The sequence below is a fragment of the Gammaproteobacteria bacterium genome, assembly GCA_029884425.1.
GTDB lineage: Bacteria > Pseudomonadota > Gammaproteobacteria > S012-40 > S012-40 > JAOUHV01.
Map to the genome: position 1 here is coordinate 1 of JAOUHV010000038.1, position 23,429 is coordinate 23,429.

Consider the following 23,429-nt stretch of genomic DNA (forward strand, 5'->3'; position numbering starts at 1 on the left):
TACGCCGCTGGGGATTTCAACCAAACAACATTGTCACCTTGGTAAATGAGAAGGCTACCAGGGAAAATATTCTGAAGCAGGTCGGGTTGCTGTACAGTCGCAGCGCACCTGGCGATGAAGTTTTCGTCTACTTTAGCGGTCATGGGACCAGTGGTGATGATCGGGATTTGAATATCCCACTGCCAAGTGAATCAGGTGCATTTATCCCTTATGATATTGCTGGCCTGTCCACCAATGAAGATTTGCTGAAAAAACTGATTGTTGGTCGTCGTGATCTTCAGCCGGTGTTTAGTCGGCTTGACAAAGGTGGGAGATATGTTTTTGTCGTCATGGATGCTTGCTATTCCGGCAACAGCGTGCGTGGACAGTACACGGATACGCAATTACCTTCGCGCTTTCTCAGCTCGGAAGATTTGTTACCTAATAAAGGTTTTGGTGATGACTTAAAAAATTCACCAAGCACGTGGTCGAATCAGGCAGAGAGCAACGATAAAAATGCCTACCCGTACGAAAAAATATACTATTTGGCAGCCAGCGGCGAACATGAGCCTGCACAGGACATTCCGCCAAAAATGCTGAATATTTATCCAACCATCGATGGAAAGCCTCATGGTGCGTTTACTGATACCTTGCTGCGCGTGCTAAACAGCGAGATAGAAGCAGATATGGATCAGAATGGTGACATCAGTTACAGCGAGCTGAAAACATCGGTCAGAAATCTGATGCGCATTCGTGGTTTTAATCATACGCCACAAGGTCTGCCCAGTCTTGCTGAAGACAAAAAAAACTTGGCATCACGCGGTATTTTGGGAAGTGGGAAGGATAAGGCGGGTTCCGTCATGTTGGCTGGAAATGGCTTGGATGTAGCCATAAAACCAAAAGTGAATGCCGAAAAAAATAACAAATATCGAGTGAGACTGGATGAAAAAAATACGTTACTTAGCAAAGCTCTGTCACAGGTAAAGGAAATTTCGCTTGTTTCGGACAAGGCAGATGTTTTGTTAAAGCGAAACAAGGACGGTTTGATGTTGCTGACCAGTGGCGGTGATCTTGTCACAAGTGTCGACGGGCTGTCCGCGGCTGAGGTCGCAGATATTGTTCGTCGACAAGCGCTCGCGGAAGAATGGGTTAGTCGAGATGTCCCGCAGGATTTTTCGCTGGAACTCGACCTTTTTGGAACTGGCAAGGGAGGAACGGCAGTTGATGGTGAACAGCTTGGATTTTCCGTGCGCAGTGGAGAAAAGTCCTATTTGTTACTGCTCGATATCGATCCCTTTGGCAAAGTCAGCGTCATCTATCCCTATTTGCCGACAGAACTTGCACCGATGATTGCTTCTGAAACGATGGAGTTGGCTGGAATTACTCAGATCAGAGCGCCGTATGGCCGTGATTTGATTTTGGCCTACGCATTTTCAACCTTGCTGCCTGAAATGGAAAAAGTTAGGGCGAAAAGTTTTTATATCGATAGTGAGGAAATGCGTTACCTGGAGTCGATGCTGAATAACGGCAATATCAGAAAATCCACGGTCAATTTGTCATTGATCACCGCGAGTGAATAGTTTGAAGAAATCTTTCGTGTGCTAACATTGCGTGGCGCTCAATTAGGGAAATGATCAGTGGAAAAAATAGATTGGAAAGATCTTGTTTTTAATCAGATTGGCTTGGAGAAAATAGATAGATTGTCTTTCAGACGATTTGGCCAGTCGGGTTTGGCTGAGGAAGCCAGTGCCTATGTCATTGAACGATTGAGTGACAACAACTGGGAAGTGTTATCCAGTTTTCAAGGTCAGAGTAAACCCGATACTTACCTGTATACGATCATTTCAAATCTTATAGAAGAGTTTTCGCGAAAACGTTTTGGTCGCCCAAGGCCGCCAGAATGGTTAAAGCGACAGGGGGATTTATGGCTTTCCGTATGGCGCATGGTGTGTTTGGAGAGGCAGGAAGCTCCTGTGGTGGTGAGCCATCTCAGTCATAAAGAACAGCGCGATCCTGGTTTCGTGCAATCGGTTATCGTTTCAATTAAAGCACGACTCCCGTGGTGTGGTCAGAGCTCTCGTGAAATTTCCGCCTGTTTCTGGGGTGATGATGAGGAGGAAATAGAAGTGACCCTTCCTGACTATCAGACGCCGGATCAGTTGTTGCTGCAAAAAAGTTATACAGAAACGCTTTACCTGATGAGTATGATTCTAAACAGCGAACCCGATGCGGAAAAACTCGTTGCCGGCAATGAACATGTTCACTCGGGTGGCGTGGTAGCGCTGCGGCAGAAACTGGAAAAGTTGAAGTCCGAACTTCACCTGAGCGATGAAGAAGTGCTCGTGCTGAAAATGGTGTACCAGGATGGACTAAAGCGAAATTTTGTCGCCAGTGCGCTCAATATGCAGGCACACATGCCAGGACGTATCGCAACGCGCGCCCTGGATAAGATCAGGCAGGCTTTTAGTGCGCTTGACATTGATTTGAATGAAATTCGTGAATTAACCGCATAAAGCCTGTTTAAAAAACGACTTTGACACTCTAAATATCATTAAGGCGGCGCGGTAAAGAAGGTGCGATTTGGCAACTAAAAAACTTCCCACTGATCGAATTGAGCAGGCTTTGGCTCAGGCGGCTGTGCAACATGGCCGTCAAGGTGAGCTGATTGGCTCTGCGCCCTCAGATGAAGAATTGGCAGCCTATCTGGAAGGTGTGATCGATGCGTCCAGACGAGCACAGATTTCGGCATATCTCGCCCACGATAACGAAACCTATCAGCGCTGGCTGCGTTGCATTACCGCCAACGCGGAAAGAATGGCGCCCGTCATCGAGACAGTCCAAAAAGTTGGCTTCCTTTCACGTCTTGGCTCTTTGTTTGAAGTTAGAAATAGTGCTCTGGGCGGTGGTCTGTTGGCGGCGGCGATTGCGGCAGTGTTGCTGGTTCAGCCCATATTCTTCGGCGGTGGTGTCAATCAGCAGATCGACAAACTGTACGGAGATTATTCACCACAAATCGATCAGCGTTGGGGGCAGGTGTCGGATTTCAGCTTGCTGAAAGAATACTCCAGCAATCGTTCATTCTCGTTGATTCCGAAAACCTACAGCAAGGAACAACGTTTGATGCAATCGGGATTCAGACAGGGCGCTGAATCATTGGGCGTGAAAAAATTTACTGAGCTGAATATCAATCTCGATGCCATGGCCACTGACGCAGCAGACAATGAAGAGCAAGAATTGATCTATGCGCTGGGCAGAGTTGCTGCATTGGGTTATATGGGTTGCAAATTGGGTTTGCCGGCCGATGATTTTAGCAAGCTGGCAGCTACCATCGAATTGTTGTTGACAGAACCGGTGATCACAAAAACTGATCAGCTCAATGCGTTGCAGAGCGCTTATTTTTCTGATAAGAGCAGAGCGAAGGCTGTTTGTCATTTTTCGAAGGCTGCCTATGAGTCGATGGATATTTAATTTAAAAACACATTCTGTCATGGCAGCGAGCTATATTGTCCCTGATCGCGGAAAATTAAAAGTTGTTTAGTTTGTTTCTCTAGTCAAAACGTTATATAAAAAATTTCGATGTTGCCAAAATTTGTCATGCAAAACATTATTCGGTGTTTTGTTGCCTGTATTGTCTATTGACCAAATGTTGAATAGAACGTAGAAATGGTACGCCGTGCTTGCTGCGTACCGGAGGGCGTCTGTGGCAAATTTAACGCTGATTGATTTGGTTGCCCCGTATTTGGTTCGAGGTGAAAACATTGGACCGAACCACGCCATTTTTGCGCTTATTCGCGTAGTCTCCTACCAAACTAGTTCAGATTCTTTCGGCGTGACTCTGCGTGGTCGCTGTGAGTTTAATGGACAGGGAAGCATCAATCTTGGTAACGGACAAATAACGCTTGCTGGCGTCGTTAATGAGGGTGCCCCGGCCTACGATCCAACGCAACGCGACCCTGTTTTCGATTTGCGAGAAACAGCGCTGGATTTCGAGCTGTTTGTTCCCCGAATCGGGTCGGCCATTATTGCCGCTGGCACTACCTCCATCGGTGCTGCTTCTTTTAACAATGCACGCAATGTATTGAATGCACTTGATACATTGCCTCTCAATTTGCCACCGTCAGATTACCCGGCCAGTGATTTTACGCTCGACTTAATGTTGGTTGCTCCCACCTTTAGACCGCCGTTTTTGCACCCCGCCAAAATGACGGAAGAGGGCTTGCTGGTTCCCGATGCCTCGTTTACCGCTGTGTCCATTAACCTGTCAAAACTTCGTTTTCGTTTAACTCACGACAATGTTGTTCCTGGGCAGTTGACTTTCGATTTGGTTTCTGCTGGTGCATCAGGTCTTGACGATCCTGGTGATATTGGTGTTGCCGAATTAATATCGATGACACCTCCGTATGCGTTCGTTGGCGGCGCTACCGATCGTACTTTTGGTTTTGGTTTCCGTGGTGCGGTGTTGGACTTATCCAACGATTCGACGCCACCTGCAGTTGTCGAAAAATTTGGGTTTGGCGATGACTGGGGCGGGCTTTATTTTCCTGAGGTGCGGATTTTTATCGCTCCAGAAGGTGTGCGCGACCTGGCGTTCGAAGCGGGTGTCAATGACCTGTTGATAGGTTTTGGTGCGAGCTCTGGTATTTCTGGGGACTTTGAAGTCGCTGTTATCAACCAAGGTGGAGGCGATCTTGTTGTTGGTGCGAGATTCTTTGATGAGACTGGACGCGCCTATGGTATTGACCGCATCAATGCAACGACTGCGCGTGTCCGTATTCCGGAGCATACCCGATTAGTCATTGATGTTGTCGGTGGTCGGGCACCGTACCAGCGGCAGGTCGCTATTAATGGTGGCGCTGCGCAAAGTGGTGTTGCATTCAACCTGGATTTGTCTTCGTTATCACCGCAAGTCATCGTCATTAATGTGTCCGATAGCACTGCCGGTACGCCCAAAACGGCAACATTGACCATCACTGCGGAAAAGCGCACGGCTCAGGCGACATTGCCTGGACCGACGCCAAGTACCTCTCCTGCGCCTGCTTTGGAGTTTTCTGCGCCTGATCCCACGCCGCAGATTGTGAAGATTGCGGACAGCGGTAGCGAAGTGTTGTTGACTACTGATCCGGTCGACCCAAACATTCGTTGGTCGCATAACGGCGGAGCGGAGACGGCTGCGCAATCTTCGCTCACCGTCGAGGTGTTTGCAGATAACCAGCTTCACACGGTTAGCGCAAGGCGGCCCAGCCAAAGCGTTCCCGGTTCTGTTGATTTTTTCTTTTATTACGACGAGCCAGATCATTCGTTAGGCACCGATGCCAGTCTCGCGCAATACGGGCAGGTCAACGATAATGTTGCGGCTTCCAAAGCTCGCAGTGAGTTGCGTGCAGATGGTCGTGAGGGTGGTGATAGTCGCAATCCGTTGGATGTGTATGCTGATTACTTTGATCTCATTCCCAACGGCGCGGCCTTGACCATTGATGGTGAGGCCAGCTTTGAGAACGATCTGTCAAAGCGTCAGCATAATTATTTTTTGGCTCGTCGCCGTGCGATTACTGTTCGTGAAATGCTGAGCTCTCGTTGGGCTAGCAAGAATTTTGTTTACACAGTGACACCCGGCCCAACGCTGCCACCTCCGGGTGATCCATGGTCAGTCAAATGGCAGACTCATACCGATCCTCGTCCTCGTTGGTGGAAAGCCAATGTGCCGTTACCTCCAGGACTGAATCAGGCCGAACAACAATCCAGTGCGACCTTAAGGCGTCCCACAACTCCGTCGCCACCAGCAGAGATTCCGGTGTCAGATCCTCCGGCTCCCAGTACACCGCGGGCGCCGGATTGGTTCCGTTCAATCAAGCTCAAGGTGCGCATTGTTCGCGATACGCTGATTGCCGCAGAAGTTTCTGGTGAAGTGGACTTTCAAACAGCCACAGAAAGTCAGCTAAATGCGAGTGGAGAGCTGGCGGGTAATGCCGCGCCAGATGTACATAGTCTTAGCAATGGCGCACCACTGGCACCTAATAACCCTGCTGATGGTATTACTGATTTTCGGCTGCTCTATCAAAAAGATCACGCGACTGGGCAGACCACTACCATGCTGCAAATAGGCGCCGATCCCGCTGATAAAGATGGTTTGCTCTACGCGGGCTGGATTCCTGGTCAGGCAATGCCAGCAAACAAGGATTACGGTGTCACTTTGCTGGGTTCGTATTTGTCTTTCTGGCCATTGCTGGTGGAGGCAACCAGTGTCAATGTGGGTGATGTGGAAGACGCACTGTTGACCGCTGGCGCGCTTGCTATTCCCGGTGTGATTGCGCTTCTGCCATGGTTCCGAGTGGAGCGCGTTATTCTGTTTGGTGGGGAGGCTGTATGGCGTGAACGCAATGGCGAAAACGAGGTGTTTTTGCTGTTTGATGTGGGGATTGACTGGTCGGTTGATATCAATATTAATGGTACCAAACTGATCGAGATTGAGCGCAATCATCCACTGGCCATTCGCTATAAAGCGATTGGTTTGCGTTTTGGTAATCGTGCGGATGATGGCACTGATAAATTTACTTTGCGGCCGGTATTTGATTCTTCACGCGGCTATACCATTGATGTCGCTCGCGGTGGTTCGCTAAAAGTTGCGCCGCCATTTGACCAGATTTTGCGCGTGCTTGGAGCACGCATTTCGCGCACCAATCCTCTCACGTTTGAAATAGATATCGGCATGGGTGTTGACTTGGGTGTGGTCAGTATCGAGCGGGCTCGCGTCCGGGTGTATTTGGATGCGCCCAAAGCGCCGGAGTTAACCGCGCTTGCTGCCAGTATTAACATTCCTGGTGCGGTACGCGGTTCTGGTTACCTAAATATTGGTACCAAGGCCAATAATACGGCGACCATTGGTGGTCAGATTGATTTGACCTTGGTCTCGCTGAATTTGCGTATTTCTGCCGCGTTGGAAATTGCGCAGATTCCCCCTGAGGATGGCGGTCCGGCAACGGGCATTTATGTTGGCATCGCTGTTGTGCTGCCTGCTGGTATTCCATTGGGCAGCACCGGTTTGGGTATTTTTGGTTTCCGTGGCATCTTCGGTATGCACTATGAGCGCAACAGTACCATCGGTGCTGGTGCCTCTGTACCAACATTGGAGTGGTTGCAGGCAGCAGATGGTCAGCCGCATCTGCTCAGCAACAATGGCATCGATTTGTGGGTACCCCATATCGATCGTTGGTCGTTTGGTTTGGGGATACTGATTGGCACGATGGAAGGCGGTGTCATCCTTAATCTGGATGGTACGTTGTTGCTGGAATTGCCTGGCCCACGCCTGCTGATCATGATGAACGCGCGCTTGCTGACACCACCGCCGAGTGTGGACGCGCTGGGAACATCAGGCGGAATTTTGGCGGTTATCGAAATCACGCCAGAGCATTTCCTTATTGGGATTTTGGTGGAGTGGGATATCGAGCACTTCATTACCATTCGCATTCCGGTGGAGGCTTTCTTCCCTTATCCGCCCAACAGTAAAAAGTGGCACATCTATCTGGGAAAACGCGGCGACATTGCTGACGGCAAACCCATCGAAGTGAATGTGCTCGGGTTGGTGAAGGGTACCGGTTACTTGATGTTCAAGGGTGATGGTTTGCCCGCTTATAAAACCTTGCCTGAAATCAAAGGATTTGCCATTGGCTTGGGGGCGGGTGCCAGTTTTGTCTGGGGTAATGTCGATGCGGGTCTATATCTGCGCATCGGCGGTGGTGTGGATGCGGTCATTGGTTTCGATCCGTTCCTGCTAGGTGGTCTGCTGACTGTCAATGGTGAGCTACGACTCTTTATTATTTCCATTGGCGCCTATGCTGAACTGACGGTCATTGTCGCAGAGCAGGCGAGTGGTGGTCTGAAAGCTTATCTGCATGGCAAAGCGTGTGGTCGGGTGGAGTTCCTGTTCTTCTCAGTAGAAGGCTGCGTGGACATCACCATCCAAAGTGATCCAGGCAAGCCTGCCATTCCTGCTTTGGTGCAAAGCACATTCATCAAGAGTCGTTCGCCCGCGTTGTTGCAGGGCAGCGGTGTGGATCGTCCCATTGATGGATCACTGGGCAATGCGTTGCAAGCCGATGCGCAACCGTCGTTTAACGATCCTAATTTGTTAATTGTCCCTATCGATTCCATTCCGGTTGTTGCTATGAACGTCGCCCCTGGCGTTGAGTCTGGACTTAGCTTGCTGGGTACTGCTATCAATGCCGCACCGGGTGTGCCAGTGGATGGTTTCGTTGCTCGTGGCAGTGAAAAATACAAATACACTATTGGTAGCATCACACTGCAGCGTGTTTCACCAGGAGGAGATGCGGTAATAGGTACGACGGTTCCCATTACGTGGTGGACGGTAAATAATGCGACTGGCGATAATCCAGTTGCGCAGCTGGCGCTGTTCACTTGGGAGCCCGTCGCAGCAAGCAAGGCCATCGAGAAGAGTCTTTCGCTGGTCGATTCGGTTGAAGAGCATTGGGGCCAAACCTGTGATGACGCCGCGCCCGCCGCGCCGGTGCTGTGGACCTTCCGCTATGAAAAACCCGGGTTCTCAGTGATTGGCTGGGATCTGGAGGGTACAGCCTGGCCCGATCCCGAAGATAGTCGTCGCTCCGGTCAACCGGATACTCAGTTGCTGGTGACCGAACGCTGGCGGACGGGAGATCCAAAAGTCGACACCATGCGCGGTATATTCCCCGCACTGGTTTTGCCGGGTGTGGGCATTTGTTATCGCAAGGCAGGGGGAGAAGTTAGCAAGCTAAGTGCGCTTGCCACAGAAGCTGCACCACTGATTGCGGTGGGTGGACGTGGACCGGTGAGCTTGACTATGAGCAAACAGGATTTTTTCGTCAGTCGCAGTGATCCGCTATCCACCTTCCTTGGGGCGCGTGATGACCGTCAGCCTTGGCGCATTACCGAGCGCTTGTTTGCCAAAGCGGAAGTCTCGCTGCAAAGTGCGCGTCAGTATGTTGATGCTGTTCCGCTGCAGGTCAGCGAACTGCATCAGCGTCTGGAATATTCCGAATCTCTGAGTAATGTTCAGTTGGCGAAAACCTTTTCACCGACCGCCATGTTGGATACCAGTACCAGCAGTGGTCGGCGGGCAGCGACCACGCCAAACAGGCTTTGCCCGGTCAAATTGCTGCAAGCTCCCATGCTGGATAATGGCAAGCCGATTGTGATTGGTGATCCGTCTAAAGCGGAATGGGTGAATGAGCAACTGAAAAAATCCAACGTCACTCACGGCCCGCTTGATAATGTGGTGGTGTTGCATACTGGTGGTTTTGCTGAACTGCATCTGTTGTTGTTTGTTCGCCGGGATGTATTGGCGGCGAAGCGGATGTGTGTGCAGATATTGAAGCCCGGTGGAGGAGAGCTTGATTTGATCAAGTTGTCCACAGCGGATATTGTGCCTCCGGCAGTATTGCCCAGTCGCTGGATAGACGCCGGCGGTCCTTGGGCGGATGACATTGCCGAGCTGCTCAGCTGGCAACATCTGGCTGGCTGGTTACCCGTGCTGGTCAATGTTGGCAAACAGTTGGATGCCGATCGCGTCGAGTTGGGAGTTATCCCCGGTAATTCCACTTCCAAATTGGAAAATCAAACAGGTCTACAGTTGAATCCTGATTATTATCTTGCGGCTGTTGAAGCGACACGCGGTAGTGAAGTCAAACGGCAAGAGTGGGACGAAAGTCAGATCAAGCATGAGCGCGAAGTTATTACCCAAATGCTGGGCCCGGCCAGTTCACAAAATGCGCTGTTGTATCCAAATTCGCTGTATAAACTGCAAGTCAGTTGGAGTGGTGAGCGGCAGAAAGATGGCAATAGTGGCATCGATACGCAGACATTCTGGTTTAAGACCGATGCCAACGCGCCCAAGTCGTTGACGCCTTGGTTGTTGTGCAGTTTGCCTAGTGATGACGAGGATCATGTGTTTTATCAGGATCCGCTGCGCATTATTTTCAACACGCACGATGTTGATAAGCTATATGAAGCCTACGGCAAGGAACTGCGTATTCGTTTGCAGGCGGCTTCTGCGCAGCATCCCACATCGTCACCCGGGGCGCAGATGCCTTATCCCATTACCGGTACTAATTTGCATCCGCTCAAGGCTGCGATACTTTCGCCTTGGGAAGAGGCGGTTAGCGAAGTATTGCAGGGCTCCTGTATTCCCATTGATGAAGAACGGATACGGCACAGTGAAGTGAAAATTCCGATTTTGCTCAAACCATTCATGGGTTACATCCTGGATATCGAAATGGTCGATATTGGCGCTCCAGAAAACGCCAGCGGCGAGCGTGTTTTCCGTCAGCACTTTACTACCGGTGCCTTTACTCACTTGAGTGATCTGGCGGCTTCGCTGCAAGCAGTCAAACCTGGTGCACGGTTTGTGACGGCGGGTGGTATGAATAACATTCGCACCTACTTCGCAGGACGTCAGCCCCAGGGGGCTGAGCTGGATCACCAGTTACGCGATTCTGGCTTGGATGTCACTGGAACCGGCAGCACTCGCGTGGTCGTTTATTGGGAGCAGGTAGGCAACAATCCACCGCAACCGGCGGCGGTATGGCTGAGTGCAGTTGAGCCGTTGTGGCGCAGTCGCGGTTACCCAACCAAAGTTACTGATAACAGTGGTCCGGTGCCTGCCGATCGTTGGGTGTTGGCGGAGACAGAGTGGCTGCTTCTGGAAGAAACCTCGAGCATTATCGCGCCCAATGGTTTGTTGCGAGCACCAGGCGGGCAGGGGGCATTGATTATTTTGGCCAACAACAGTCGTGGAAAAACACTGACTATAGATCTGGTAGCCAGGGCCATAGGTCAGCCGATTAATGTCAGTGAAGATCGTCACCCAGTGGTTGATATCACCTTCAATCGTGCACCCTGGGAAGAAGCGTAGGAAAGGAATAGAGCGATGCAACCGCGAATTGTGGATCCAAATCGTTTCCTGTTGATGGGTGGTATGGTTGACTGGGACAAGGTTTATCGCCAGAACATTTCCAAAAGTGTTCCCTCGGCCAAGGAAATTGCCATGCAGCGCAAGCTGCCCAACACGCGCGTGATTCAGTTGCGCTGGGTATTGGATCCGTTGATGGGTTATCCCACGGAGCCGTTCAAAGTATGGATACGGCCGTCCATGCCGATGGAGACTGAGCAACCGCTTAGCTATGAATTAGGCAATATGTTGCTTTATCGCGTTGCTGTATGGGAAAAGCCGCAGGCTGGGATTCGGGCCACATTCCAGTCATCGGCACCGGGATCGGTGCTGGCGTATTCCGGCGCTCCCTTGGCATCGCCCCTGGTGGACATGGTTTCGTTGTCTGTGGGAACCCGCGAGGTGCGGCTTACCGGAGCAGCTATTCAGTGCCTGGTATTTACCAGCAACTCCAATCTCATCGATTTGGTGGGTAACGAATATCACGCCGCTGACGCTCCGGGTTGGACTTTGCTGGAGCACGTTGGCTTGCCAGTTGATCAAGAACAATGGGCGGGCGTTTATGACCTTGATGCTAAGCAGGGCTTTGCCAATGCCTTGACCAGCCCGGTGCTGGCTGCACGCCAGCGTTTTCTGCGTGGCGCGCCGTTTTATGGTTGGCAGTCAGAAATGGCACCGGGCTATCCCGCGCCGCCGTGGCAATTGGCCGATGACCAGCTCATGATCGAACTGATGCAGAAGCGCATGCTGCCTGATTTGAAAAGCATGATTGTCAATCATGTGCCTAAGCAGCAGTGGAAGGTAGAAACGAGCAAAGTGATGCAGGATGCGGGAGGGGGTAGCAATCCTGCTTCTGCCAAATACAGTCCGTTGCAGACGCTGATGCTGGGGGCGTGCACCGATACCTTGGCATCATTGGTGTCGGGTTTTGGTACGGCGTATGCCGATTACGATATTGAATCGATGCACTTTGGCAAAATATCGTTGTTCAACAATCCCAATCGTTGCGACTTCGATTTCATGGTGACTGCGCGCTACGAGGGTGGAATCAGTGGCAAAGGTCAGCCGCAGGAATACGCCGCGATACTGCTCGCACCCTCACTGGCTTTGCCGCCACCGCTTCCGAGTAACTTGACTGTGGCCACCGATGGTCATCGTGCGCCTGATGTTGTTGATCAGCCGTGGATGGGTATTGCCCGCGTGGGCTGGGATAAGATTTGCGATGCTTTGCCGTTTCGGGTGGCCAGCTATGCGTTTGCCCGCGCCGGAGTAAATCCGGCCAGTGGCACTCAGCCATTGATGAACCCCCGGCCGGACGATGTTGCGTTGCAGCCCATCAGTGCGACCACCAGCTTTGAACAAGAGCAAGCCACTGCTCGTCTGGGTGCGCTGGATGATGGGTATTCTATTGCAAGTATTCCCAATCCAAACACTGTGCTCTACGGCTTAGCTCACCAAAATTTGTTTGGAATGTGGAGCGCTTGGAGCACAATCACACATACCATAGGCGAGCCGGATGCCCAGCGAGTCTCTCTGCTGTCTGCTCGACTGGACACGGGGGCTACCAGTGCTGGCGGCATTACTGCGGGCACGCTGATTATCGAATTGTCGTGGAATTGGGAAGCGCGCTCGCTCAAGCAGTTTGAAATTGTCGGGCGTATGTATCCTCAGGCCAAGCGCAATGATCCGCCGCCGAGTCTGGCGGTTCCGGCCGGCCTGCGCATGTCGCTGGCGGGCGGTGCGGGGGTACCGTTCAAAATCGTGTTCAACAGCAATGCGGTCGGCATTCCTGACAGTGGTACTATTCAGTACGTGTCGATTGATGGCAAAACCTTGCAGGCGTCAGCGTCGGCCACGCCGGGTGTGCGCCGCTATCGGATTACCATTCCTGGCTTTAGTTTGAACTTCAATACCAGTGGTCACATCGGTCTGGCGCTATGGGCTCGCGGTCAGGAAATGCGCATGCCGCAGCGTCATGGTCAATGGTCCAGTCAACCGCTGGTAACTTCCGCATCGGACCCTCGGCCGCCGGTTATGGTTATCGAACACGAAAATGTGTTGCTGACCAGCATGCCAGACGCGCGAGGCGAGCATCATGCGCAGTTGGCATGGAGTGCGACGTCGGGTTCCACTGGCTATTACATTTACACCACCACCGAAACCAAGTTTCGCGCCGACAATGGCATGGGAGATCCGCCGTATGATCAAACCCTGTCTCAGCGTTTGGCCGCACTGCGCGCCAAGTTTGCTACGCATCCCTCGCGGCGATCGTTCACCCGTCTCAACGAGACAGCGATTTCTGGATTGAGCACCAACATTCGTTTGCCGCGCGGCACCAAAGACATTCACATGTACGTTATTCTTGGCACGAGCGCAGGGCAGGTAGAGTCACCCTGGCCGGCGCTGGGTGAACCCAATCTCGGCAAACGATTTATTGGTTACGCTGCGCCACAGATTTCCCAGCCACATGCCCCCGATCTGGAAGTGGCGCGCGTGCTGGACAGCGGTAGTATGACCTACCAGGCCAAGCTGAAGATACGCTCCAAGCCTGCATCCAGTGTTAGTCGGACTGATATCTACCGAGTGCGTGTGGCTGAAGCTGCACTGGAGTTGGACACTATGGGCGCACCGATTGCCAGTGTGAGCAGTTCAGATGCCACCTGGACGGTAGCGGCTGACGCCGTCGATGTCAGTATGCGCCGCGTCGAAGGACTTGATGCGGTTGAAGGCTCGTGGAAGCGAGTGTTTTATCGTGCCGTCAACTGGGGGGCTGAGGATCTCAGTCGGGGATTGTATCCCGGACGTTCGCAGCCCAGCGCCGTACGTGAGGTGATTGTTCCACCGGCATCGCCGCCGTCGCTATCGGAGATTGAGGTTAGCTGGCCCGGTGGTTCGCCGGCCGATGTGTTGGCGAAATTGGTGACCTTGGCACCGATTGTGGTAACGCCACTGGGGCCGCATCGCTTGAAGGTTGATGTGATGCAGATTGACGCACTTGGTCAAACGACGTCGCTTTATAGTTTTCCCGCACCCGGTGATGACAATACCTTGAGCGATGTTAGTACCACGCCGCCGGCACCGAGCGATTCTGGTCTTTGGAGCGAATCGGGAGCAACACCTGTGGATACGCAGCTGAATGTGTTGATCAAGCGTACGGCAGTTGACTGCGCGCTGAAAATTCGTGTGTTTCTCACTGATCCGCTGGGACGTGCTACTGAAAAATTATTGGATGTAGGTACGGGCTCGTTGATTGTGTCGCCTGATATCAGCAACGTGATCACTACCAAGATGGGCGCGCTTGGTCACCTGTTGCGTTTTGATACCAGTGTGCCTGTTGTGCCACCGCCGGTAACGTATACGCTGCAGGTGAGTGTGCGTCGCGGTATCGTGCTGTTCCCGTGGTTCTTCGGTGGGTTCACCTTCTACCTGTCGCCAGTCACCGTTAATCACAGTTTGTACAATTTGGCACCGTTGCCTGGCGGTAGTTTGTTCTCGGCAGCGGAAAACATTCCTGTGCGCAGATCGGTGGTGAATAGCCAGTTGACCCGAGTCACGTTGGCCTTGCGCTGGTCTCGTTGCCGGGTGACGCTGAAGCTCACCGGCCCGGATGGCAACAGCGCAAGCTATCAAACAACGCTCTCTTAAGGAATCAATTCATGGTTGCTATTATTCCGCCCCAAACTGTCTTGACTCCCGCCGACGTTACCAACCAACTGCAGGCGAAGGGGCTCGATCCGTTGGGTTTGACTTTGCCCAATCTCAGTTCCGCGTGGTCTGTTGGTGCACCGGGTGCCTACAATGCCAATGCGATGACGTTGGTGTTGAATTCGGTGAGCGCGCCGTTTCGCGGTATACGTTCGTTCGAGGCTAGTCCCACTTTCTGGAGCCAGCCTGACGGCAATCCCATTGCCGGTCCAGTAGCCGTGTTGCGGCTGCATCCCGAGGCCGCGCGGCGGCTGGAGCAGTTGGTGGCTGGTCGTCTCGACGGAGGCAATCTGGCGCGTCCCGTGCCCCACGCGATGGTTATTCAGGGCATCACTATTCCGGCTAATCCGGTGGTCGACTGGTACATGGCGGGTGACCCGGTGCCACTGACATTGCCCGGAGGCAATGCCACCGTGACCTTCCACGATAACCGTGGACTAATCATTGACCCGTTGGCGGTTGCGTCGATGTTTGCGGATTTGATCGGTGCCTTTCCCGCGCTGAATTTTGGTATTCAGCCGATGCCCGCACTGAACAGTGCCGGTGGGTTGACGCCGATCATTGCCTTATCGGCAGCGGCAACGCGTTGTCACGTGATTGATCCCCACGGTTGGGGATATGTGTCGACGCGGCCGCTGGCGCGTCTGAAAGTGGTTGATGGTGCTGGTGCTGAGATTGCGCCGGTTGCTGATGGGGGGGTGGTGAATCTTGCCGCAGGCCAGCGAGTAGGGCGTTCGAATAGCGACAACGGTGCCGACACCACTCGCCCGCTGCGCTGGGGCTGGGCTGTCAATCAAACCATGAATACGGCCAATCTTGTTCCGCCGGCACCTGCGGGGGTGGCGCACCAGTTTTTGCGGGTTATGGCGGTGGATTTGGACTGGCATCTGTTGGGTAACCGCAGTGACTCGACCGTGGCTGGTGTTCTCGGTGATGATGGCACCGTACCGGATTTTGCGCTGCCGGTTGTGCGTCCTGCGGTTCCGAATTTCACATTTCTTGTTGATGGTGTGGACGTGTTGGCCACTGCTGGGCAAATTGCGCCTCCGGCGGGTCCCAATGTGTTTGCTTTGGCGGTTTCCCCGGCACTGGATACTAGTGTAGCCGTTCCGCCGATGACGGGTGCTGCGGGGCACTGGCCCATTTTTCCAACGCCTAATCCCGGACTGGCACTGGCGGGGGACGTTACCGCAGGCTTGACGGCAGCATTTCGTGCCCCAGGTGATGGACCTAATGCCAATTTGGACGTCGTATTGACCGTGGCCGCCAATGCGGTGCCAAACGGTACGTTTGTCCGCGCCTATCCACGCCGGTTTCAAGAAATTGCGGCTATTGCGGAGCAGCCTTCGTTTGTGCGCGGCAACGGTGATGCCGGCATCGCCCAGACCGGTCAGCCCACCACGTTGCTGTTGGTCAATCCGTATAATCTCCAGCCCATGGATCCGTTGCCTAATCCGGCGACGATCGAGGTGGACATGGTGGTGGTTAGCCGCACCGGACAACGTCGCATTCATTCCCTAGTTCGCCTGCCAGTATCCAATACCACCCAAACTTTCGCGGCCAATCTGGTGCCGTTTGGCGGCAGCGCATTACTCGCGACACCTGCGATGACAGGTTTGCTTAACAGTTTGGGCATGATGGCCATAGGTCCAAGCAAACTGTTTGATATTCCCAGTCCTCCGCCAGCGGCAGGACCCGCACCCGCATCGATCGTCGATCTAGTGCGTCGCCTGGCCAGTGAAGAGACTCCTCGTCGCGGGCCGCGTCTGCCTACGCAGGCGCGTTTCGAAACGATTCTGGCCATCGGTCAGGCACCGGCCGGGCAAGTGTTGGCCTGGAATGCGGTTGTCAGCGGAGCGCGCTGGCAGTGGGAAAGTCGAAGTTCTCGCCCAGATTTGGCCAACCCCGGGAACCCCACCGCAACGGATATTCACGCCAGCGGGGTGCGGGTTGATGGTCAACTCGCTTTTGATCTGGCATTTCACGCGCTGAAGCGCGCGCAGCCGATTTTGCCGTTGCCAGCGGTGGGTGGAGGCGTCACGCCAGGGTGGATGATTGCTAGCGCGGGCACTAACTGGGACGATCCCGCAGCCGATGTGACGGGAAATGTCAGTGCTGTCATGCTGGAAACGGTTGCGCCATTTTGTGATACCCCGGAATTAGGGGTGAGCGCGATTCCAATTCCTCAGCCGGGTGACACTATCCAGGGGGCGGTGAATAACTTAGCGAGTGCTTTGGGAGTTGCTCCACCGACCATTAGCGTGCCAGCGGAGGCCAAGTTGCGTCGTCGTTTGCAGCGTGAAATGGTAACGGCCAAGTACGGTCAGCGTGATGCGCTTTGGTCGTTGCGCCGAGCCATAAGTCAGGCGCGCGAATTTATCTACATTGAAGGTCCGGCGTTCGCGAAGACCGCGTATCCAGGTGACACCGGTATTCCTGATTTGGTCGACCTCATTCGTCAACGTATGCAAAACAATACACGACTGAAAGTGATGATCTGTTTGCCGCGTGAACCCGATTTTTCCCGCGAAAAACCCAGCTGGGCGCGTGCCTCGCTGGCGCATCGCAAACAGGCATTGCAGTCACTGATAGCGCAAGATTTAACACGTATTGCCGCGTTTCATCCGATCAGTTTTCCGGGACGGCCAACCGCGATTCGGACCACCACGGTCATCGTTGATGATGTGTGGTGTCTCAATGGCACCAGCCACTTGCGGCGTCGCGGCATGACCTTCGATGGCGGTGTCGACATCGCTGCCTTCGACCGCAATCTTGCCAACGGTTATTCCAGCAGTATTGCGAATTTCCGCCAGCAATTGATGGCGCACAAACTGGGGGTTGCGGTACCCACGGGCCCGAATAACAGCAGTGCATTGTGGACGCGTTTGGCAACACCGGAATCAGCATTCGACGTTATTGCGGATTTGCTTGCTGAAGGTGGACTCGGTCGATTGAGCCCCATCTGGGCGGGCCCGACCGACAACAGCGTGTTGCCACAAACGGACGATGTTGCCGATCCCAGTGGTCTCAATGATGGCGCAGGTATGCTGTCGCTGTTTGCTTCAATGCTGTTTGAAGATTAGGCACATGCATTGCGGTTGATAGTCCTTCCGGTGTTTGCTGTTATCTAGCTAATAAAAAAGCCGTCATAGGACGGCTTTGATATGTTGTTTGGTGGAGGCGGCGGGAATCGAACCCGCGTCCGTAAGCACTCCGCCTGTAGCTCTACATGCTTATCCAGTTTATTAATTTAGCCGGCAGCTACCCAACGGGCAGGGAAAACTATCGGCGAGTCCAGTAAAGTTTTAGCGCATCCACCCTAGACATATTTCAGCGCGAGTTTGTGTGAGTCGACCCCGGTAAACTGAGCGCACAAACACACATCAGGCCGAGGGCTCAGAGCTGGTTATTAAGCAGCTAGAGCGTAGTTGTCGTCGTTGGCAACTATAATTTTGTAGCGTGTTTTACGAGGTCACCACACCTCGGCATGCACCCCAGGTTTTGCTACCCACGTCGAAGCCAGGTCGCCCCCAAAGTTACTCTGTAGACCGCGCAGTACGCGAAATGTTCCAAAGCCCGGCCATTCTAACAGGTCTGCGCGCTCAGGAGTAGGCCGATCGGCCAAACCGTGCTGCGGCTGATCTGTTAGAGATCGATCTGTCGCACCACGCTTTGCAGGTTGATGGCCATGCGATTGAGGCTGCGACTGGAGACCGAGGTCTGCTCGGCCTGGGCGGCGGCATTTTCCACTTCGCGGCTGATGGCGTTGATATTTTCGCTGATTTCCTTGGAGGTGGCGCTCTGTTCCTCGGAGGCTGCCGCGATTTGGATACTCATGTCGCTGATGGTGTTGACCGATTTGGCGATGTTGTTGAGCAATTCTGCGGTGGTGTTGACCTGGGTCACACCGTCAGTGGCCCGTTTTTCGGCGCCAGCCATGGCGTTCACCGCTGAGTGAGCCTTTTTCTGCAGGCTTTCGATCATGCGGTTGATTTCTTCGGTCGATTCGGTGGTGCGGGTGGCCAGCGAACGGACTTCATCGGCAACCACCGCAAAACCGCGTCCAGCCTCGCCTGCACGTGCGGCTTCGATGGCGGCATTGAGCGCCAGCAGATTGGTCTGGTCGGCGATGCCGCGAATGACGTCCAGCACGTGGCCGATGTTGTTGCTTTCTTCGGCCAGGCTGTTGATGACGCCAGCTACTTGGCCGACTTCGGATTGCAGTTGATGAATGCCTTGTAGGGTGTTGCTGGCTACGTCGTGAATATTGTCAGTGGCTTCACGGGCATTGCGCGCGGAGTTTGCGGCGGCATTGGTGTTTTGCGCCACCTCACTGATGCTGGCGCTCATTTCCTCGATGGCGGCAGCCAGGCGGTCGATTTCGCCACGCTGATGGTTAAGGCTTTGGTTGGTTTCCTCGGTGGCACTGGCCAGCTCAGAGGAGGTGGTTTGCAGTTCAGCGCTGGCTTCGCAGGCGCGGCCTTTGATGGTGCGCAGTTTGGCGGCGTACATTTCCATGGTGGTGCGAATTTGGCCGATTTCGTCACAACTGCCACCGATGACCAGATTGGTGATGGGGTTGTGGTATACCTCTTCGCATTCTTTGGCCAGTTGCCGCAGAGGCTTGGCTATCCAGTGGGTCAGAATAAAGGCCATGGCGATGGAAAACACCGCACCGCTCCAGGCGAGGTAGCCGGGAATCATGCCCAGGTCGGCCAGTTTGAAGCCCAACAGGGTGGGGGCCAGGCAGCCGATGGTGGCAATTAAAATTTTGTCGGCGAAACCGATGCTTTTGAAGGTGCGTTTACCAACCTTGCCGGCATTGATCTTTTTGTAGAGAGCATCAGCGCGGTGAACAATGGCGCGACTAGGTTTGTAGCGGACGGATTGGTAGCCGGACAGTTTGCCGTTTTCCATAACCGGTGAAACGAAAGCCTCAACCCAGTAGTGGTCACCATTTTTTGCGCGGTTGTTAACGATGCCCAGCCATGAACGATCGGATTTGAGCGTGGACCATAAATCTTCGAATGCAGCGGCAGGCATGTCGGGATGGCGCACCAGGTTATGGGCCTGGCCGACAGCCTCCTCCTTGCTGAAGCCGCTGATGTCGGTGAAATCCTGGTTGATGTAAGTTATCGTGCCGTGTGGGTCTGTGGTGGACACGATGATTTTATAGTCGGGATAGTCGTTCTCCCGGCCAGTGACAGGTTGATTGACCTTCACGCAGATATCCTCATCTTATCGATCATGCTTTACAACTAGCTGCATGTCGGCAAAATGAGAATCATCCTTGAATTTTGTGGATTAAAAAACAACCATCTATGGTTAGGTTTTTTCACTTTCGTCGTGGTCGTGCTGGCCATGAATCAATTCTGCCATCTCCAGCAGGGCGCGTTCGACCCGGAAGTTGATGCTGCCTTCGGTAAAGTTGCCTTGTTCGTCCAGGGTACCAGCGGGCAGGCCGAAGAGCAGTTCCATGGCTTGATCGAGATGGTCAATGGCATGGATGTGGAATTTCCCCTGGCGTACGGCATCGACCACGTCCATGCGCAGCATGAGGTTGCTGACGTTGGCGGTGGGGATGATGACGCCCTGCTGACCGGTCAGGCCACGCGCCTGGCAGATGTCGAAGAAGCCTTCGATTTTTTCGTTGACGCCGCCAATGGCCTGGCTGTTACCGTGCTGGTCAATGGAGCCGGTGATGGCCAGTTGTTGATCGATGGGTAACTTGGTGATGGCAGACAGCAGCGCGCACAGTTCGGCCATGGAGGCACTGTCGCCGTCGACTTCGCCGTAGGACTGTTCGAACACCACGCTGGCTGAGAGCGACAGGGTGCGCTGGCGTGCGTAGCGGCTGCCCAGGTAGTGGCTCATGATCAGCACGCCCTTGGTGTGGATGTCGCCACCCAGTTCGGCTTCGTGTTCAATGTCGATGACTTTGTTTTCACCGGGGCGGGCCGTGGCGGTAATGCGTGAGGGATTGCCAAAGCTGGAATTGCCAAAAGTGATCACGGTCAGGCCGTTGACCTGGGCGATTTTGCTGCCAGTGGTGCTGATGACGGTGTCACCGCGCAAAATGGATTGCTGAAAACGGGTTTTGGCGCGGGCATGGCGGAACACGTTTTCGTCGATGGCGCGTTGCACATGGGCGCGACTGATGACCTTGGCGTTTTCCTGGCGGGCCCAGTAGTTGGCTTCGGCCAGCAGGTCGCTGAGTTCGCCCATATGGGTGGACAGGCGTTCATTGTCTTCGACTAGGCGTGAGGCGTGTTCGATGACGCGGGCAACGCCGTCGACTTCCAGTGGTTTGAGTTTGTGATGCTTGCACTGGCTGGCCAATAGGCTGGCCAGTTGTTTTTCGTTGAGCTGATTGCGCTCTACGTCATCTTCAAAGTCGGCATTGACCTTGAACAGGTTGGAGAAATCAGGGTCGTATTCGCTGAGCACGTAGTAGGTCATGCGATCGCCCAGCAGCACGACTTTGACATCCAGCGGCATGGGTTCAGGTTCCAGCGACATGGTGTGGGCAGCTTGCTCCATGTCGATGCGGATCTGGCGCGAGGCCAGGCAGCGTTTGAGCGCTTCCCAGGCTTGCGGCTGATTGGAGACCTTGTGCGCATCAAGCACCAAATAGCCGCCATTGGCCTGATGCAATGCACCGCTGCGGATCAGGCTGTAGTCGGTGTAGACCGAACCGGTTTCTGCCTGATATTCAATTTTGCCGATCAGGTTGTCGTGAGTGGGGTTGACCTCGTACACCAACGGCACGGGCGCGTGGCGTTCGTGTTCGACGATGACGTTGACCAGATAACGGCGCAGGAAGGCATCTTCGTGCAGCTTGGCAGGGGTTTTTACCACGGGCGCTTCCGGGTCGCGGAAGGCTTCGCTGTTCTCGATGATGTCTTCTTCGATTTTGTTCAACTGCTCAACGATGGTCTGGTAGTCCTGGTATTTGGCGCGCATTTCGTCAAACAGGTAGCGAATGGCGTTGAATGTCAGACTTTCGTTAATTCCGCGCACTTTTTCGCGGGCTTCACGCTGCCAGCGGGGAATTTGTTCCATCAGTGTTTGCAGCGCATCGCCGAGTTCGTCGATGCGTTGGGCGATGTGAATGCGCTGGGTTTCGGGTAATGAATCGTAGGTGGCCTGATCAAGAATTTTGTTGTTCACCAAGGGTACGAAATCGTAGCCGCGCGGTGTGCGGATCAGGTCGATTTGATCTTTTTGCGCTTCCTGGCGCAATTCGCTGAGTGCGCCGTCGCGCTGTGAAATCAGTTCTTGTTCGATTTCGCTGATTTGTTCCTGGTACATTTCGTCTTCGAACGCGCCGGGGATGCTGTCCAGCAGTTCGAGTACGCATTTTTCCAGATCGAGTTTGAGCGAATGACCTAGGCCCGCAGGCAGTTTAAGCAGGCGCGGTTCGCTGGGTTTGGCAAAATTATGCAGATAGCACCAGTCGTAAACAGCGCGATTGTCCACGGCTTGTTGCTGTTTCAGCATTTGGCGCACGAAGGTGTGTTTGCCGGCGTTGCTGGGACCGGAAACATACAGGTTGAACCCCTTGTGCGGCATACCTACACCGAACTCGATAGCGCGGCTGGCACGCTCCTGACCGATGGCGTCGAGTGGTTGAATGTCGTCGGTGGTGGCAAATCCCAGCGTGGCGGGGTCGCAGTGGCGGTACAGTTGTTCGGGAGCCAGGGCAGTATGCTTCATTGTCATGCTTAACTAGTGATAAAGACGACGATTTTATGCTTTTGGCGGCACAATGTCACAGGATAAAGCGATTTTGCGCGCAGTCGTGGCGGAAGTTGATCAGCTTTTCAGCGAGCGCACGCAATTACGGCCGGATTTTTTCGCCAGATACAATGCTCGATCGGCGCGGTCGAAGAAGCTGTTGCCGTTGTCATCGATGCCCAGTTCGGCAACGCCGAGGCTGACGGTCATGCGCAGTGGATTGCCTTGGTGGCATACGCAACGCAGTTCTTCAATGCTCGTGCGGATACGCTCGGCCAGCAGACTGGCGCCATGCATATCGGTGTTGTTGAGCAAAATGACAAATTCCTCGCCACCATAGCGGAATAAAATATCGGTGCTGCGAATGACGTGGGCAGTTTGTTCAGCCAGGGCGCGAATGGCGCAGTCACCGTTTGCGTGACCCAGACTGTCATTGATGGCTTTGAAGTGGTCGATGTCCAGCATGATCAGCGCCAATGGACGGTCGTAGCGGCGAGACAAACTGATTTCGCGCTGTAGTGATTCATCGAATGTGGAACGGTTGTAAGCGTTGGTCAATGGGTCTCTGAGCGAGGCCATCAGTGCCTGGTGGTAGCGCAGGGAGTTGCGCAGGGGGTAAATCAGGGTGCACAGCAAGTATTCAAAAATCTGGATTTCTTCGCTGGATAAAGCCCACTTTCGACTGAGGCGCAATTCACCCAACTTTTCGTTGTGCGCAACCAGGCGGTATGTCGAGTTGAACTCGCCGCTATGTCCGGTTTGGAAAAACAAATTGAGCTCGGTATTGACGTAAACCAGCCCTTCAAAAGGGATGGCGGGTTTGATCGTTTGTGCGAAAAGTTCGATTAATTCGTTGGTATCCAGGGTGGTTTGCAAAACGCTGGATACCCGCATGGTCAACGCCTGACGTAGCGAATCGGAAAAACGTGTCGCATCATAGTCCCCGGACAGATGATCCAGCATGGCGGGAACTTCAACTGTTTTGGCGATGTTATTGGCGATGGTTTGAGTATCCATGGGCAAAACCGTGTCGACTGATTGTTAGCAAAACGCAAAATGCGTGCCCGGA

At 53.6% G+C, this 23,429-nt stretch carries 9 protein-coding genes and 1 other RNA gene; 6 read left to right on the plus strand and 4 right to left on the minus strand.

The features are described from left to right. The 6 genes from OEW58_10300 to OEW58_10325 all read left to right on the plus strand — a co-directional run. Positions 1-1,559, plus strand: a 1,559-nt coding sequence (locus OEW58_10300) for a caspase family protein (protein MDH5301741.1), incomplete at its 5' end; no start/stop codon positions are given. Between the two features lie 57 nt (positions 1,560-1,616). Then, positions 1,617-2,492, plus strand: a complete 876-nt coding sequence (locus OEW58_10305) for a hypothetical protein (protein ID MDH5301742.1) — start codon at positions 1,617-1,619, stop codon at positions 2,490-2,492. Between the two features lie 67 nt (positions 2,493-2,559). Continuing rightward, complete coding sequence (locus tag OEW58_10310) at positions 2,560-3,447, plus strand: hypothetical protein (GenBank protein MDH5301743.1); 888 nt, start codon at positions 2,560-2,562, stop codon at positions 3,445-3,447. A 232-nt stretch (positions 3,448-3,679) separates the two neighbouring features. Next, positions 3,680-10,882, plus strand: coding sequence for a hypothetical protein (locus OEW58_10315; GenBank protein ID MDH5301744.1), 7,203 nt, complete (start codon positions 3,680-3,682; stop codon positions 10,880-10,882). Between the two features lie 15 nt (positions 10,883-10,897). Beyond that, on the plus strand, positions 10,898-14,563 hold the full coding sequence (locus OEW58_10320; protein MDH5301745.1) for a hypothetical protein: 3,666 nt from the start codon (positions 10,898-10,900) through the stop codon (positions 14,561-14,563). 11 nt (positions 14,564-14,574) lie between these two features. Then, entirely contained in the window at positions 14,575-17,706 is a 3,132-nt protein-coding gene (locus OEW58_10325) for a hypothetical protein (GenBank protein ID MDH5301746.1), read from the plus strand. Positions 17,707-17,795: 89 nt separating this feature from the next. Here OEW58_10325 and ssrA read toward each other — a convergent pair. The 4 genes from ssrA to OEW58_10345 all read right to left on the minus strand — a co-directional run bounded on the left by ssrA (position 17,796) and on the right by OEW58_10345 (position 23,377). Then, positions 17,796-18,155: a transfer-messenger RNA gene (gene ssrA, locus OEW58_10330) on the minus strand. Between the two features lie 113 nt (positions 18,156-18,268). After that, complete coding sequence (locus tag OEW58_10335) at positions 18,269-19,846, minus strand: methyl-accepting chemotaxis protein (GenBank protein ID MDH5301747.1); 1,578 nt, start codon at positions 19,844-19,846, stop codon at positions 18,269-18,271. A 102-nt stretch (positions 19,847-19,948) separates the two neighbouring features. Continuing rightward, complete coding sequence (locus tag OEW58_10340; protein MDH5301748.1) at positions 19,949-22,339, minus strand: AAA family ATPase; 2,391 nt, start codon at positions 22,337-22,339, stop codon at positions 19,949-19,951. A gap of 99 nt (positions 22,340-22,438) precedes the next feature. Continuing rightward, the gene (locus tag OEW58_10345; GenBank protein ID MDH5301749.1) at positions 22,439-23,377 is read right to left on the minus strand and encodes a GGDEF domain-containing protein; all 939 of its coding nucleotides are present in this window, start codon (positions 23,375-23,377) and stop codon (positions 22,439-22,441) included. Positions 23,378-23,429: the final 52 nt, after the last annotated feature.

What these genes read in the sequence shown, in the direction of transcription:
- OEW58_10320 (MDH5301745.1), top strand. Translation starts at nt 10,898, where the DNA reads ATGCAACCGCGAATTGTGGATCCAAATCGTTTCCTGTTGATGGGTGGT.
- OEW58_10325 (MDH5301746.1), top strand. Translation starts at nt 14,575, where the DNA reads ATGGTTGCTATTATTCCGCCCCAAACTGTCTTGACTCCCGCCGACGTT.
- OEW58_10340 (MDH5301748.1), bottom strand. Translation starts at nt 22,339, where the DNA reads ATGAAGCATACTGCCCTGGCTCCCGAACAACTGTACCGCCACTGCGAC.
- OEW58_10345 (MDH5301749.1), bottom strand. Translation starts at nt 23,377, where the DNA reads ATGGATACTCAAACCATCGCCAATAACATCGCCAAAACAGTTGAAGTT.